The organism is Clostridioides sp. ES-S-0049-02 (assembly GCF_020658465.1).
Lineage (GTDB): Bacteria > Bacillota > Clostridia > Peptostreptococcales > Peptostreptococcaceae > Clostridioides.
In genome coordinates this window covers 23,286-38,957 of sequence record NZ_JACVWG010000008.1, presented here as the reverse complement: position 1 = coordinate 38,957, position 15,672 = coordinate 23,286, and the positions used below count along the sequence as shown (strand labels likewise).

The 15,672-nt window shown below is 27.3% G+C and carries 14 protein-coding genes; 3 read left to right on the top strand and 11 right to left on the bottom strand.

The features are described 5' to 3' along the window. Positions 1-42: 42 nt before the first annotated feature. From IC213_RS15165 to IC213_RS15120, 10 genes are all read right to left on the bottom strand, one after another. A complete protein-coding gene (locus IC213_RS15165; protein WP_227863226.1) occupies positions 43-975 on the bottom strand; it encodes a D-aminoacyl-tRNA deacylase in 933 nt (310 codons plus the stop codon). An 85-nt stretch (positions 976-1,060) separates the two neighbouring features. Next, the gene (locus IC213_RS15160) at positions 1,061-1,612 is read right to left on the bottom strand and encodes a helix-turn-helix domain-containing protein (RefSeq protein WP_227435472.1); all 552 of its coding nucleotides are present in this window, start codon (positions 1,610-1,612) and stop codon (positions 1,061-1,063) included. Between the two features lie 234 nt (positions 1,613-1,846). Further along, positions 1,847-2,338, bottom strand: a complete 492-nt coding sequence (locus IC213_RS15155) for a hypothetical protein (protein WP_227863225.1) — start codon at positions 2,336-2,338, stop codon at positions 1,847-1,849. Positions 2,339-2,366: 28 nt separating this feature from the next. Further along, positions 2,367-2,927: a 5' nucleotidase, NT5C type gene (locus tag IC213_RS15150; protein WP_227435474.1), complete on the bottom strand. Its 561-nt coding sequence runs from the start codon at positions 2,925-2,927 to the stop codon at positions 2,367-2,369. Positions 2,928-3,078: 151 nt separating this feature from the next. Further along, positions 3,079-4,236, bottom strand: coding sequence for a class I SAM-dependent methyltransferase (locus IC213_RS15145; RefSeq protein WP_227435477.1), 1,158 nt, complete (start codon positions 4,234-4,236; stop codon positions 3,079-3,081). A gap of 33 nt (positions 4,237-4,269) precedes the next feature. Then, entirely contained in the window at positions 4,270-5,205 is a 936-nt protein-coding gene (locus tag IC213_RS15140) for an MSCRAMM family adhesin SdrC (protein ID WP_227483385.1), read from the bottom strand. Positions 5,206-5,291: 86 nt separating this feature from the next. Then, on the bottom strand, positions 5,292-5,984 hold the full coding sequence (locus IC213_RS15135; protein WP_227435481.1) for a metallophosphoesterase: 693 nt from the start codon (positions 5,982-5,984) through the stop codon (positions 5,292-5,294). A 109-nt stretch (positions 5,985-6,093) separates the two neighbouring features. Continuing rightward, positions 6,094-6,906: a GTP pyrophosphokinase family protein gene (locus tag IC213_RS15130; protein ID WP_227435483.1), complete on the bottom strand. Its 813-nt coding sequence runs from the start codon at positions 6,904-6,906 to the stop codon at positions 6,094-6,096. A 50-nt stretch (positions 6,907-6,956) separates the two neighbouring features. Beyond that, positions 6,957-7,868: an MBL fold metallo-hydrolase gene (locus IC213_RS15125; protein ID WP_413926965.1), complete on the bottom strand. Its 912-nt coding sequence runs from the start codon at positions 7,866-7,868 to the stop codon at positions 6,957-6,959. Between the two features lie 44 nt (positions 7,869-7,912). Then, positions 7,913-8,659: a YkgJ family cysteine cluster protein gene (locus IC213_RS15120; RefSeq protein WP_227435487.1), complete on the bottom strand. Its 747-nt coding sequence runs from the start codon at positions 8,657-8,659 to the stop codon at positions 7,913-7,915. 88 nt (positions 8,660-8,747) lie between these two features. Between IC213_RS15120 and IC213_RS15115 the strand changes: the two genes are divergently transcribed. From IC213_RS15115 to IC213_RS15105, 3 genes are all read left to right on the top strand, one after another. Beyond that, positions 8,748-8,999, top strand: a complete 252-nt coding sequence (locus IC213_RS15115) for a hypothetical protein (RefSeq protein ID WP_227435489.1) — start codon at positions 8,748-8,750, stop codon at positions 8,997-8,999. A 230-nt stretch (positions 9,000-9,229) separates the two neighbouring features. Then, positions 9,230-9,649 carry a hypothetical protein gene (locus IC213_RS15110; RefSeq protein ID WP_227435491.1) on the top strand — a complete coding sequence of 140 codons (420 nt, stop codon included), beginning with the start codon at positions 9,230-9,232 and terminating at the stop codon, positions 9,647-9,649. A gap of 24 nt (positions 9,650-9,673) precedes the next feature. Next, positions 9,674-14,740: a DUF4132 domain-containing protein gene (locus tag IC213_RS15105; RefSeq protein ID WP_227863224.1), complete on the top strand. Its 5,067-nt coding sequence runs from the start codon at positions 9,674-9,676 to the stop codon at positions 14,738-14,740. Positions 14,741-14,918: 178 nt separating this feature from the next. Here the strand turns inward: IC213_RS15105 and IC213_RS15100 are convergent, their stop codons facing one another. After that, positions 14,919-15,656, bottom strand: coding sequence for a LytR/AlgR family response regulator transcription factor (locus IC213_RS15100; protein WP_227825094.1), 738 nt, complete (start codon positions 15,654-15,656; stop codon positions 14,919-14,921). Positions 15,657-15,672: the final 16 nt, after the last annotated feature.

Below are 15,672 nucleotides of genomic sequence, written 5' to 3'. Positions count from 1 at the left end.
TTACTGAATATACTTACTAAATCTCATTATTATAAATCAAATCTACCATATAGGCAAATCTTTTGGGTTTTTCAATATCTTATGTTTAAATACAGGTACCTTAAGCTTTTCCCCTAACTTACGACATTGTTCTTTATAAGTCCCCTTTAATTTATCATGAAAAACTATACCATCAATTCCACCATCAATACTGTCTACACACTTTTCTAATTTTTCAAATCCATCTTCATTATCATACATTCCACTTACAATCCATTGATTTGGTAATACATGCCCAATTGATATATTGTATTCTCCATTTTTTATAATGTCTGAAAAAGAATTTTCAAAGTGAACTCCTCCTACACACAGTAAAGTTTTTATAGGCTCATCACTATCAAATACTCTAATTAGAGACTTCGATAATACTTGTATTGCTGTCTTATTATTAAAACTATTACTATTACTTCCTATCTCAATATCTAACATAGGTACAGAATATTCTGTAATTAATTTAGCTACTTCACCATATGTAGTTCCAGACCAGTGAGTTGCTTCTGTTAATGTAGTGAATTCATCAAGGGAGTTTTCATTTTTTATATCTTCAATTGCATTAATTAAGTTTCTAAAATATTTTGGATTTGAATTTCCAAACTCGCCTGTTGGTACATCTCCAATAGTATGAGCGGTTAGAATATTTTCTGGAGCATGCTCTCCTTCATGCCAATTCACAACTCCTGCAAAATCAAAATCTTTGAAATACTTATTTAAAATTGGCAGATAATATTTATAATCATGACTTATTACATTTTCCGTTTTTACAAACTGGAATAGGTTATTGTTTTTATCTATAAATTCTAATACAAAGTTATCATCAACAATAATATCAGTCTGCTTTAAATCCATTACTTCCTCACAACAGTTAATTACATTTTTAGCCACTGGGTCTTTATCTAAATTATTACAAAAGAAGAAAATTGCTTTTTTGTTATTCATCTATAAATCACACTCCTATTATTTAAATATTATATACTCTCCTACTTAAAATCATCTAAATATTACTATATACTCCATTCAATTATTATACATAATATACTACCATACTTATTTTAGCTACACCTCTCCCTGAGTTTCTATATACATGTGATACATCAGCTTTAAATCTTATAGAATTACCACTAGATACGATATAATCCTCTCCATTTATTTTAATAGTTATTTCACCACTAAAAACTGTAATAAACTCTTGAGTTCCTGGAAGTTCCGCATTTGAATCCAACGTTCCTCCCTCTTCTATCTCAATCATAAATATTTCAAATCTTCTCTTGGAATCAAATGGAAATATCGGATAACTTACATATTTTCCATCATCTTCAATAAAATGGTCTACATCCTTTTTATCAACCAATTCTATCTCACTTTCTTGTCTTTCCATCAATGATGTAAATGATATTTTTAATCCATTCGTTATTTTCTTGATAGTAGATATAGTTGGATTCACTTCACATTTTTCAATTTGAGACAACATACTCTTACTTACTCCACTAAGTTGAGAAATTTTATCTAAGCTAAGATGTTTTTCTTTCCTTATTTTTTTTAAGTTTTCAGCAATTATTTCATTTAAATTCTGCATAAATTCACCTCGACTATACTTATACAATCATAAGCATATTTAATTATTTTATCTAAAGACAGTAACTTATTTTAAAACATTCTAGACAATATACTGTACATTATGTTTAATATATAATACTTTTTTAAGAATGTAAATACTATTCTAAAGTTTTCTTTAAAAATAAGCAAATAAAAAAGCTAGAAGTCTATGTTTTTACAAGACTACTAGCTTTTGCTATCATAAAATTGTATTTTAACTATAAAACTTAGATGCTCCTATCAGTTGTCTTTTGGAAACAATCTTAGCTAGATTAGCTAATGAAGATATTTTTATATCCTTAAAAGAAACTAAAAATACAAACTTAAAATCAGTGAATTCTTGATTTATATTATATATATCAAAATAGCATCTCAAATTATCAAATAGGTAATTTTCTTGCAAATCTGCTTCTATTTCATCAGTAGCATCTTTTAAATATGCTCTTACATCTTCAAATAAGACATTGAAATAAGACTCATCTATTTCATCACCCAATTCTTCTAATATTTCTTCTATATCTAAATCATCCATATCAAAAGAATTTCCTGTCAATTGACAATCAAACACCAATATATTCTCCTGATTTATAGTATTTGATATATCTTGTACATATTCAAAGTCTGGACGTAATTCTAAAATGTCTTTTATCTCACTACTCTTTACATGAATTTTTCCTTTTCTGTTTTCTAGTTTTAAATCTATCATATGCTCCCCCTTTCAAATTATAAGTCTTTTAATTACTTTCTTCTATAATCTTTTTAATATCTATCCAGTTATTAACTCTAATTATGTTTTGATGTTCAATATCTTTATTATAGTTAGTATCTAAAAGTATTACTTTAACACCTGCATCAGCCAATTGGACTGAGTTTAAAGGGTTATCTTCTATAAATATATCACAACTCAGTTCTCTTGCCTTTTCAACTTTATAATCACTTCCTAATAAGTAAACATCTATATCTAAAATTCCTTGTCTAATTAACCAGTTTTTAGTTACATCAGTTAAACACTCATGTCTAGCTGTTACAAAAGATAAATTATGCCCCTTAGATAATTCCTCTATTACTTCAATAGCTCCTTCTACAATTTCTGCTTCATCATATGAATGTACATACTTATCATTAAATTCTGCATATACATCCCTTATTCCTGAACCATATAATTCTTCCCAATTGTGAGTTATACACTCTGACTCTGTAATATTTTTATTGAAGATATCATTTAGGTATGGAAGAAAATGATAAGGGCTAGTTATTGTTCCATCTATATCAATACATATATTTAATTTGTTCATTTTTACCTCCATGTAACATTTATTGATTTTATTAATCAAATATTATAGCACAGCTTTAATTATAAATCAAAATCATATATATGACTATACCTATATAATACCAAAAAGCTTGCATATTTAAGCAAGCTTTTTGTAAATTTTACATTTTCAACTAATATATAAGTTTTTCTAAAGTTGGTTCTACTCCAAATTGTGTTTTTAGTTCTCTATATTCATTTAATGCTTTTTCATTATTTGTTTTAGTTTTTATTGCTCTTATCATTAAATTTTTTGGTGTATCTAATGGGGATATGTATTCTACCACAGAAGTATCGTATCCATTTCCTTCTAGCAATAACGTTCTTAAACCATCAGTTATTAAGTCTGCAAATCTAGCTTTAAATACTCCATGTTTTAATATTGGTTCCATAGCTTCATATTTATATTGTCCTAATAACTCCTTATGACAGCATGGTACTACTACTATAGCTTCTGATTTTGCTCTAATTCCTAATCCTATAGCCATATCTGTTGCTGTATCACAAGCATGTAAGCTTATTACAAGGTCAACATCTCTATTAGGTGTATAATTAGTTAAATCCTCTTTTATAAATGACATATTTTTATAGCCTAAGTTTTTAGCCATCTTCTTTGACGCTTCTATAACTACATCTGAATAATCTATTCCTATAAAATAACAGTTTTTCTTTAATACTTCTTTTATATAGAAATTTAGTACAAAACTTAGATATGATTTACCACAAGCACAATCTAATATTGTTATACAGTCTTTGTCTTTTATTTCTTTTAAAATATTGTCTATAAGCTCCACAAAGTGGTCTATTTGATTATACTTTCTTATTTTATCATTTTTTATTTTACCATCTTTTGTAAGTACTCCAATTTCTTTTAAAAGTGCATTTGCTTGTCCTACTTTTACATAGTACTCTCTGTTTTTTATTTGAGATGCTGTAAATTCATCTATTTTCGGTACTTCTTCTTTATTATCTAGATACTTTACATTTACTTTTTTATTGTCTCCTTCTATTACGACAATAGTACCTCTTTCAATATATCTAAACACTAGCCCATCATAATTTTCCGCTTCTTTAGATATATTTTTTAACAATTCACTAAATGTATGTAACTCTGACTTGCCTTTAAAATTAAATTTGTACTTACCTTCTTCTTCTATTGCAATTCCTTTAAATTCTTTTCTTCCTGATTTAAAAACTACTTCTAATTCAATAAAAAAATCTTCATTTTCAAGATTTCTCTGAGTAATTCCCATAAAAAACATATTTAGTTTTCCTATACTCTGCTTATTCATGCTAATCTCCCTTTTAACTTATCTCTTTAACTCTTAATCAATAGTATTTGACCCATCTATTTCTTCATTTAAATCATTCAATCTATTTTTAAAACTTTCTATCTGCTTATCTGATAAATCAAGATACTCAGTTATCTTGCCTATATATTTAGGACTTTTAGTATTTATTAATTTTAAGGCACTATCCATGGACTTTTGTCTAAGTTCATACGCCTTTTTTACATCATCTCTAGCACTACTTAATACCTTTGTATATTCATCCTTAGAAAGTTCTGGGATTTGCATATTATCATATTCTTCTATAACTTCTTTACACTTATTTCTAGCATTTGTAACATCTTTTTTTATACTAGATAATTTAGTTATATTTTTTGCAATATCCTTAGTATAAGGTATACATTCTCTCATTGGTACTAAAGCTACTCTTTCTATATTATAAATTTCTTTCTTGAAAATTCCTATACTTTCTAGGTCTATTTTTTTTATATCTTCACTATCATTTTCTTTACTTGTATAAGTATCTTTGTTTTCTCCAGTATTTACTTGTTTTTCTGATTCACTATTTGTTGAAGTATTTCTTTCTAAATCATTATTCTTTGTTACATCTTTTTGATTTTCTTCTTTATTATTTTCTGTACTTTGTGTATTTTTCTCTTGCTTATTATCTACTTTTTTGTTGTTTGATTCTTTGCTATTTTTTTTATCTTGTTTTAAATCTTCTTCTTCTTTTTCATTAAAATTTGATACATATTTCTCATCATATGTCTCATCAGAAATATAATTATGATAATACATAGATTCTTTTATCTTATTAAGTCCACTCATATAGATGTTACTTATCATTATTGTTGTAGCTAATACTACATAAATACTACTGTAGATACAAGACCTCTTAAAATTCTTGTAATTTCTGAATATCACTATCAAAGGAATAAGATATAAAAATATAAAAACTAATATCCACCTCATAAATCGTGTCTCCTTTCTCAAAACCGAAATCCCTCAAATATTTATTTTTAATCATGTATCTTATAGTATTTACCAATTTATGTTTTTTAATCGTGAACTTTTATTAAATTAAATTCTGTATAATCACAAGATGCTAATATATATTCAACTCCATTTCTAATTCCTTTTAGACCCATTTTAAAAGACTCTTTACCATGCAAGTGACCATAAATCACCTTTTCAACATTATATTCTTCAAATAATTTTGTAAATAAAGACTCCTCTAATCTATCATTTGTAGGAGGATAATGAGTGATTACTATTATTTTGGAATAACCTTTTTTACGGGCAGACTCTAATGACAGCCTTAATCTATTTTCTTCTCTTCTATAAACTTTTTCATCAGTCTCATCAAATTTAACATCATTGGGACATATCCAACCTCTACCTCCACAAATTGCATACTCTCTATATTCATAGAAATTTGTTTGAATAAAACGCATATTTTCATATAGCTTATTCAAACTTGTAACTGTTGTCCACCAATAGTCATGATTTCCCTTTATAAGTATTTTTTTACCTGGAAGTTCATTTATTATATCTAAGTCTTTTTTAGCTTCTGATAAATTAATTCCCCAAGATGTATCTCCTAATACTAATACTACATCTTCTTCTGTAACAACCTCTTTCCAATTATCTATAATCTTTTTTTCATGACCATCCCAATTACTGCCAAAGATATTCATTGGCTTATTTACTGATGTTGAAAAATGTAAATCACCTATTGCATATAAACTCATAACATCATTCCTTCCTTGATTAAACTAAATAGGCTGTCTCTTCTTAGAAATTATTTTCCATTAAGAGGCAGCCCCATTAATATTTAGTAAATTTTCTCTATAAGTAGCTTTATTGAACCACTCTATCATCTACCTTGTTATCCTTATATTGCTCTAATAACATATCTATTTCTTGTTTTAATTCTAAAATTTCGGTTATGTTTTTGTCTGTTTCAGTTCTATCCAACTTTCTTTGATACTGCATAGCTTTATGTGTATCACCTAAGTCATATAACTCTTGTATTCTATTTAGAGTGTCTCTAATTGCTATAGACTTCATTTGATACATAGCCTGAGCTTTCATTATATCCTCTCTTATTTCACTCATTTCTTGGTCTAAGAGAAACGCAGCATCAGATGCTCTTCTAAGTCTTTCTGCTAGAGTCTCAGGTATGTAATGGTCATATTTATATTTTAATGAATGTTCTATTGTAGCCCAGAAATTCATTGCAAGAGTTCTTATTTGTATTTCACATATAATTTCTTTTGAGCCCGCAATTGAGTTTATAGGATATTTTATTATAACATGATAGCTTCTATAACCACTATCTTTGTAGTTGGTAATATAATCTTTTTCTCCTATTATAGTCATATCATTTCTTACTTTTATCAAATCAACTATATAATATATATCTTCAACAAACTGGCACATTATTCTTATACCAGCAATATCATCAATTTCAGTTTCTATATCTTTCGCATTTAGCCTTTTTAACTTAGATATTATGGAAGATATTTTTTTTGTCCTTCCTGTGACAAATTCTATGGGAGAATACTCGCCTTTTGCTAAATATTCTTTTCTTATATTTTTAAATTTTATTTTCAATTCTTCTACTGCATGTTCATAAGGTGCTAGTATCTCATTCCATTTTTCGTATTCCATATTGCTCACCCTTTATTTGTTTTTTATGACCTTCTTTATTTTATCATAATTTATTTTGTTTTTGTATAGTAAAGCAATTCTCCATCTTCTAAGATATACCCTATTTCGTCTAAATCAATTAGGTAACTTATAACAGATATCAATGAAGATTTAAAAAAATGATACTCTTTATAATTATTGCTTAAATTATTGTTATTTATAATATTTTTTAGTAAAATTTCTAAAGATTTTGGTTTTTCAAGTAATTGTCTTATTTGGTATAAATATTTCTCTAAAGCATTCAAATGCTTTTCTATTAATTTATAAGCATCTTCTTTTGATATCACTTGTTTTCCATGTCCCAAAACCAAATACTCAAAATCTATACCTTTTAACTTTTCTAACGAGTTCATTTGCTCTTGTATATCATATAAAAATAAGAAATCGAATTTTGATAGAATTTCATCTCCTATCAAAAGGTCTCCCACAAAAATCACCTTATCTTTAGTTAAAACAGCTATACTTCCAGGTGTATGTCCCTGAAATTCAATTATATCAAACATTTCATTATTTAGTTCCAGCCTACCTGCATCTATAGTTTTATCTATTTCTATATCATCTAACATTTTACTTTTTAAAATACTATCCATAAATATATTGCTTTTCCCCCCAACAATATACTTTGAAAATAATTCTGGGTTTTCTATATATAACTTATCGTATTTTGATGACATTACGCACACATCTTTATAGTATTCTTTAAATTGATTACATGCCCCATAGTGGTCATCATGACCATGAGTGTTTATAATATATCTAACTTGTATTTTATTTTCATCTAATACTTTGGTTACTCTTCTTGGCCTCGAACCACATAATCCTGGGTCTATCATAAGTGCTGTATTATCCTCAAACACATATATTCCTGTATTTGTACCACCTTTTATAAAAAAAGTATTTCCTTTTACTTTTGTTAGATTCACCATCTTCACCTCATTTTGACAATATTTATACTACAAGTTATTATTTATTTAATATAAGACTCTAGTAGAATAAGTCTTTTTATTCTATTAATAGTTCTTTTTTTTATTTTAGGTTCTTTAGATATCCTTATTTTTACATTATATGCTAAATCTCTGTAAAATAGCGATTCTATAAGATATTCAACTATGCCTCTATCCTTAAAATCTATATCTATAATGCTATTAGAATATAGTTTTGAATCTAGTATCATAAGTTCATCAAAAAAGCTTAATCTCTCAGATTTACTCAAATAATCTTTACTTGGAATAAAGCTTTCACAATAATCTATTCTATAATTTACCACTTCATCATTTATTTCAAATCCATGTTGTCTCTTCATCAAGTCTTTATAAGCATTATTTTTCTTAGTCACATTATCTAGATTTTTGTTATAGTCCTCTTTTTTCCAATGTCCAAATAATCTACAATTTAGTGGTCTGACTTCATATATTAAACACCTATTATTATCATCTTTGAATGGACATGAATTTTTTTTAGAATACTCTTCAAAATAATAGTCTACTATTTTAATTATACATCTTCTTCTTAAATCCGCTCTATCTTCAAGATAACAAAATATATTCAAAAACTCAATTAAATTTATACCTACCGATTCCATACAACAATTACCACAACCAGAACAATTTCCAGTTGGTAAAGATTCATATACATCATTTAATTTATTAAAGAGCTTATTTTTAGTGGAATAATCTATACAATTTAAAATATCTTTATTTTTTATACTAGTCATTATTATTACTCCTTGTTATAATTATTAAGTTAATACAAACAATTATTATAACATATTTTTTAAATTTAATCGCATGAGGAGGCATTTTATGAATAGATATACAAAAATCATTAATATGATGGGAAGTTACTATACAAAAGACTTTGAAAAAGAAAAAAAGAATGTAATAAAAGTTAGAGAAGTTAAAGAGGATACTGTCAGAAAATTTTTCTTACAAGGTGACTGTGAAGTTCTAGTAGTATTTGAAGATACTGGCAAAGAAATCCTTATTGACGATTTTTCTCCTGAAGAAGATATCAAAAAATACTTAGGAGTAAAATTTATAAATAAAAAAAGATAGTTATTAAAACTAAACATCTAAATTAAATTTTAATAACTACAAGTTATTATTATATGCTTTCATAATTAAAAGTTATCTTTTATCTCTTTTTTAGACTTTAAGATAGCTTTTTTTCTATTTTTTGTAAAATAATTCCATAATACACACTAATATTTCACAAAATGATATAATATAACAAATAGATAAATTTTTTAAGTTTCTTAATACTTAATATTTTGCGAGGTGATTTTATGCAAATTTATTTTAGAGTTAAAGCTGTTGGCAAACGTAGACCTATGCTAGAACTTACCCCCTTTGATTTATCTGACAACATCAATTGCCTAAAAGAGGCTATCTCTGAAATTGTATCTAAAAATGTTCTTGAATATAATGAAAAGACCCCAGAAAAATCAATAATAAGCTTTTTAACTAGTGAAGATATTGAGTCTCAAGCTACTATTGGAAAAGTTGGATTCGGCTCTATCTACAATGAAAACAAACAATCTATAGAAAAAGCTATAGAAGTTGCACTACAAGCATTTGAAGATGGAATCTATAAAGTTCTTATAAACGAAGATGTTATTGAAGAACTCAATTCTCCTATAAATTTAAAAGATAGTGATATATTCACTTTTATAAGACTCACTCTACTTGCTGGAAGGATGTTTTAAAATAAATAAATTGGAGGTACATAAATGTCAGAACGTACTAGATTAGAAAAAAATCCTAAAATAATTGAAGATTTTAAAAACAATCTTACTAAATCTTCTTCAAAACCATATTACGATTTAACTGAAGCTCTTTGGGATTGTGTAAAAGACGAATCATACTATTATGATGTAAAAGATGAAAATAAATTCTTAGATATGATAAAAAAATACTATAATTGTTATTACTATGAAATTGAAAGTGTAGACACATTACTTTCTGGCCCTTTAAAAAATGCTTTAGAATTAATGTTTACTTCTGAGCAAGTAGAAGAACTTTGTCAATTAATTAAAAGAAAAATGAATTATACATATTCAGGAGGATACTATCGTAAAGGGTATCGCTCAAATAAACTTAAAGATTATTTTAGAAGTATAATTAGGCTTATTTCACATTATGTGAGTTTGATATATTACGATTTTTCTGTATTAGATTATCTTACACTTCCAGATAAAGTTCTTCAATATGATTATATAATGAGTGATAAAATCGCATTAGAAATAGATAATGGAAATGATGATGTAATCAATGCTTTAGAAGAAGTAATTTTTGGAGAAAATCAAACTGCCCTACTTACTAGACAAATGATAATTGGTATTATGAAAAGTCATAGTGAAAAATGCTATGAAATGCTTTCTAAACTTCTTTTGGCTGCTAAGCAACAAGAAGGTCTTAGACAACAAATTGTAGAAAGCCTAGACGAAGGTACAATTCCTGCATCTGTCTATATGTTAAAAACTATCCTAGATAACAATTTAGAAAGATTTAGTTCTGTTATAAGAGCTTTAGATACATGGACAGGGCTTGGTTTTTCAGACCAAAAACCTGGAATAATTCGTAAGTGCTTAGAACTTTCATATAAATCATTGACTGATAAAGAGTTTTGTATAGAGTCAATTAACAGTAAGGATAACCTTGAAATTTATTTTAGTTTATGGGCAGCTGCAACTTACAATATCTATGATTCATACACTCTTATTGAAAAATTGCTTTCATATGATGAAAAGTACAAAAAACTTGTAGCTCTTTACTTCTTATCAAATACAGAAAGTACATATTTTAAACACTCTGTTGCATCTAAAAATATTAAAGGCGACGATTTAGAGATACTTGCATGGGTAGTTAGAAATTTCTATGTAGAAAGTTCTGTTGGTTACTACTATAATTGGCAAAACCAAAAAGTTGATTTTGACTTATCAAATTCTCCTATTAATAAAGACTTTGATGCTAGAAAGGAACAATTTGAAAATCTAAAACATACTTTAGAACTTTTAAATTCAAAAACTAAGGAATTTTCTGGCAGTGTATTTCCATGGTCTTGGGTCGAAATTTCTTCTTACAGTATCCTTAGATGCATGATGACATTAACAGCATATGATATGAATACTCAATTTATGGATGTTCTAATGGACAACTATCTTCTTATGAGTTCTGATTTAAGAGCTTCATTTATAGCTAATTTTATAAATGAGCCAAAAACAGATAAACAACGTAGTTTCTTATTAGAATGTTTGAGCGATAAGAGTGTTTCTAATAGAGAAATTGTATTAAGTCTACTTAAAGAACTTGACTTATCAGATGTAGAGTTAGACAGAATAAACAACTTACTTACTTTAAAAACAAGCTCTATCAGACAAACAGTAATAAAGATTTTACTTGAACAAGATGATTCAAAACTAGAAAATATTGCTTCTTCTCTAATAAAATCTTCAAATTCGCAAAAATGTCTTGGAGGACTTGAAATTGTAAACTTATTAAAAGACAATACTGATAGACAAGAACTATACAATAAACTTATTTCATTAGTGGAAAGTGTTGATAAGTCTAAAAAGAATACATCTCAAGTTCAGATATTAATTGATAATTTATTAGGTAAAGCAAAAAATGATTATTGTAAAGAAAATGGATTTGGGATATACAATCCTGAAAATAAGCTTCAAATTCCTGAACAATTTGATTTTAAATACGATTCCTCTACTCCATCAAAACTTAATAAGATTATTTCCAATTTAAGCTTATCTTCTAATGAGGATTCTGTTTCTATATCAACTAAAAAAGAAGCTAAGAAGATTCTCGATGTAGATATAAATAAAATATTAAAAGTATATGAAAAATTTGATGAACTTATTATTGAAAATGCAGATTATGAGTATGAGGTTGAGAGATGGTCAGGTAATATGGATAAAATACTTTTAGGTTACTCTACATATAATCTAACTCCTATTAAACATATAACTGGAAATAATAAGGATACTATTGATAATTATCCATTAGCTGAACTTTGGAGAGAAACTAGTAAGAAACTTAATTTAGATTATAAAATAATCCTTGATATTTTATTTTATAGCATACGCTCATGCTCTTATCATGAAATAGAAAAAAGTTGGTTTTCATCTATATACTCAAATGTCCTTGATGAAAAAAAACAAAAAAAATTATATACAAAATTAGATAAATTAAAATTTGATGTTCTTACAAGAAAAATACTTGCAGTATTACTAAATGAATTTGACCAGAAAGAAATGTTTGAATACTGTTTAGATACATACTACAAACTTAGAAACCTATTAACTACTGAACAATGTAAAAAGCAAAGAGTTGAGTTTACTAAAAACTACTATAGACAAAATGAATACTGCCCTGCTTTAGATGCACCAATTTTAAACTATTGGCTTGGAAAGGCACATTCATTTATTTATGATGATATTTCTTTTACTAAGTTCTTCTATACTACATTTGCAAATTATCAACTTTTAGAATATAAATTCCCATTTTATACTAATATAGATATATTTGCTCGTGCATATGAATTGGGATTAATGACTGAGGAACAAATCAATCGAGAAATTGTAACTGGATACAATGCAACAAATATAATACGAATTTTGACAAATCCTAGATGGGGTGGTGATACATTAGAAAAACATCCATGGCTTGAAAACAATATAAAAACAGTTACAAATAGAATTATAGAAATCGAATCACGTAGGGGTGATATGCCAACAGAAGTTTCTCATCTAGCTGATAATATACAACATTTTGAGGGTATGAATTATTTCGTAAATATCTTAGTTGCTCTTGGTAAAGAAACTTTCCAAAGAGGATATTCATATGGTAGTAATTATTCAAAAAAAGATGTTTTGAGTTCTCTACTTAAAAATTGTTATCCTACTAAAGAAGATAATTCTAAAGAATTAAAAAAATTACTTAAAACTACTGATATTACTGAATTAAGATTAATAGAAGCTGCTATGTATGCTCCTCAATGGGTAAATATAATTGAAAAATATTTAAACTGGAAAGGTTTAAAGAGTACAATTTGGTATTTCCATGCACATATAAATGAAGGCTTCTCTGCTCAAAAAGAATCAGAAGTTGCTCTATTCTCTCCTATATCACCACAGAGTTTCATGGATGGAGCATTTGATGTGGATTGGTTTTTAGATTCATATAAAACTATTGGAGAAGAAAGATTCAATCTCCTTTACAAATCAGCTAAATACATAACTAGTGGTGGAAACTCTCACAGACGTGCACAACTTTATGCTGATGCTACACTTGGAAAACTTGATAAAGATATGCTGATGAAAGAAATTGAAACAAATAGAAATCAAGATAAATTGAGAAGTTTCTCTTTACTTCCTATGAAAAAAGGAGACCTTAAAGAAGCAACTTTCCGTTATGAATTTATTCAAAAGTTTGCTAAAGAAAGTAAACAATTTGGTGCACAACGTCGTGAAAGTGAATCAAAGGCTTGTGCTATAGCAATGGAAAACTTAGCTAGAAGTGCTGGTTTTGAAGATATCAATCGTATGATGTGGGCTCTTGAAACGGAAAAACTAAATGAGGTTGCTCATATATTTAAACCAAAGAATATTGATGGAACTTCACTTTGGATAGATGTTGATGAAAAAGGAAAAACATCTATAAAAGTCCAAAAAGGTGATAAGACTTTAAAAAGTGTACCAAAAACTCTTGCAAAACATCCATATGTACTTGAACTTAAATCAGTACAAAGAGATTTAAAAAGTCAGTATTCTCGTGCAAAACAAAGTTTAGAGCAAGCTATGAAAAATGAAACAGTATTTACAGTTAAGGAAATCTCCAATATTTATAAAAACCCAGTTATTTGTCCTTTAGTTAAAAATCTAGTTTGGCTATGTGATGATACTATCGGATATATATATAATGATAAGTCTAAGTTCTTTATTTGTGATACAACTGGTGAACCTTATAGATTAACTGCAAAAAATAAATTAAAACTTGCACATCCAGTTCATCTGTTTGAATCTGGTAAATGGAGTGAATTCCAACATGACTTATTTGATAAGCAAATTGTTCAACCATTTAAGCAAGTGTTCCGTGAATATTATAGAATAAATGCTGACGAATTATCTGAAAAAACTATATCTCGTAGATATGCTGGCCATCAAATCCAGCCAAAGAAAACTGTAGCACTTCTTAGAAATCAACTTTGGACTGTTGACTATGAGGAAGGTTTACAAAAAGTATTCTACAAAGAAAATATAGTAGCAAAGATGTTTGCACTTGCAGATTGGTTTTCACCAGCAGACATTGAACCTCCAACTATTGAAACAGTAGAATTCTTTAATAGAAAGACTTATAAAAGCTTAGAACTAGCTTCTATACCGCCAATTCTTTTCTCTGAAGTTATGCGTGATATAGACCTTGTTGTAAGTGTTGCTCATGCTGGTGGTGTTGACCCTGAGACAAGCCACTCTACTGTAGAGATGCGTATAGCTATTGCTAAAGAACTACTATTGCTATTAAAGATTAAGAATGTCAATTTTGAAGGCTCTCATGCTCTTATAGCAGGTAATTTAGGTGATTATTCTGTACATATGGGTTCTGGTATTGTACATAAAAAAGGAATGGGTGCTTTAAATATACTTCCTGTACATTCTCAAAGTAGAGGTAAGATATTCCTTCCATTTGCTGATGAAGACCCTAAGACTGCTGAGATTATGTCTAAGATATTATTACTTGCTGAAGATAATAAGATTAAAGACCCTAGTATCTTAAGCAATTTATAAATATAAAACTATCTCTAAAATATATTGGACTTTCTAATTTTTTAAAGAAAGTCCAATATATTTTACACTATAACTTATATAAATTAACTCATAATTATAAATAATTTTTATATAAACTTTTCTTATATATCATCTTTATAATACTTATTGTATAACAGAATTTGTTCCTCTCTTTTCACTAGAATCTTTTAACCCTATAAAATCTATATAGAAAATCTTTTTCTAGAGATTTATTTAATATGGCATTTTCTTGAAAATTTATAAACCTTATCTCCAAGGAAGATTTATTTATAGGTATAATCTTATGTATAAGCCTTAAATTTACTATGTATTGTCTATGAGTCATAAAGAAATTAGGAGGTAGGCGTTTTTGCAAGTCATCAAAGTTCTCGTAAAATTTTATTGTATCTTCATCTTTAGTATATAGATTGATAGCCCTTGAATTTTTCTCAAACATAACTATATCATCAAAGTTAATCATATGTATCTGTTTCCTTATTTTATATACAAAAAGAGTGTCTTCTATAAAATTATTTTTAGCAATTTTATGAGAGTTAATATGGTCTATTGCTATGTTAATTGAATCAAGTATTTTTTCTTTTTTAAATGGCTTAACTATAAAATCTATAGGATGTACTTTAAAACTCTCAAGACTGTAATCAGCAAAACCTGTTACAAATACTATATGTATATCTTTATCTATAGAAAGAATTTCTTTGGCAGAATCAATCCCATTTTTATATGGCATATCAATGTCAATAATCAATAAATCTATTTTCTCATTTTTTATAAATTCAATTGCTTCTATGCCATCCTTGACTTTCTTAACATAATCTACATATCCAGATTCTTTAACTATATTTGCTATATCATCTCTTACAATTTTATCATCATCACAAATCAAAACTTTTATCATAGACTTCTCTCCTCCT

Bases quoted from the DNA above. Each gene is read 5' to 3' on its own strand.
- IC213_RS15165 (WP_227863226.1), bottom strand. From the start codon at position 975: ATGAATAACAAAAAAGCAATTTTCTTCTTTTGTAATAATTTAGATAAA.
- IC213_RS15160 (WP_227435472.1), bottom strand. From the start codon at position 1,612: ATGCAGAATTTAAATGAAATAATTGCTGAAAACTTAAAAAAAATAAGG.
- IC213_RS15155 (WP_227863225.1), bottom strand. From the start codon at position 2,338: ATGATAGATTTAAAACTAGAAAACAGAAAAGGAAAAATTCATGTAAAG.
- IC213_RS15150 (WP_227435474.1), bottom strand. From the start codon at position 2,927: ATGAACAAATTAAATATATGTATTGATATAGATGGAACAATAACTAGC.
- IC213_RS15145 (WP_227435477.1), bottom strand. From the start codon at position 4,236: ATGAATAAGCAGAGTATAGGAAAACTAAATATGTTTTTTATGGGAATT.
- IC213_RS15140 (WP_227483385.1), bottom strand. From the start codon at position 5,205: ATGAGGTGGATATTAGTTTTTATATTTTTATATCTTATTCCTTTGATA.
- IC213_RS15135 (WP_227435481.1), bottom strand. From the start codon at position 5,984: ATGAGTTTATATGCAATAGGTGATTTACATTTTTCAACATCAGTAAAT.
- IC213_RS15130 (WP_227435483.1), bottom strand. From the start codon at position 6,906: ATGGAATACGAAAAATGGAATGAGATACTAGCACCTTATGAACATGCA.
- IC213_RS15120 (WP_227435487.1), bottom strand. From the start codon at position 8,659: ATGACTAGTATAAAAAATAAAGATATTTTAAATTGTATAGATTATTCC.
- IC213_RS15115 (WP_227435489.1), top strand. From the start codon at position 8,748: ATGAATAGATATACAAAAATCATTAATATGATGGGAAGTTACTATACA.
- IC213_RS15110 (WP_227435491.1), top strand. From the start codon at position 9,230: ATGCAAATTTATTTTAGAGTTAAAGCTGTTGGCAAACGTAGACCTATG.
- IC213_RS15105 (WP_227863224.1), top strand. From the start codon at position 9,674: ATGTCAGAACGTACTAGATTAGAAAAAAATCCTAAAATAATTGAAGAT.
- IC213_RS15100 (WP_227825094.1), bottom strand. From the start codon at position 15,656: ATGATAAAAGTTTTGATTTGTGATGATGATAAAATTGTAAGAGATGAT.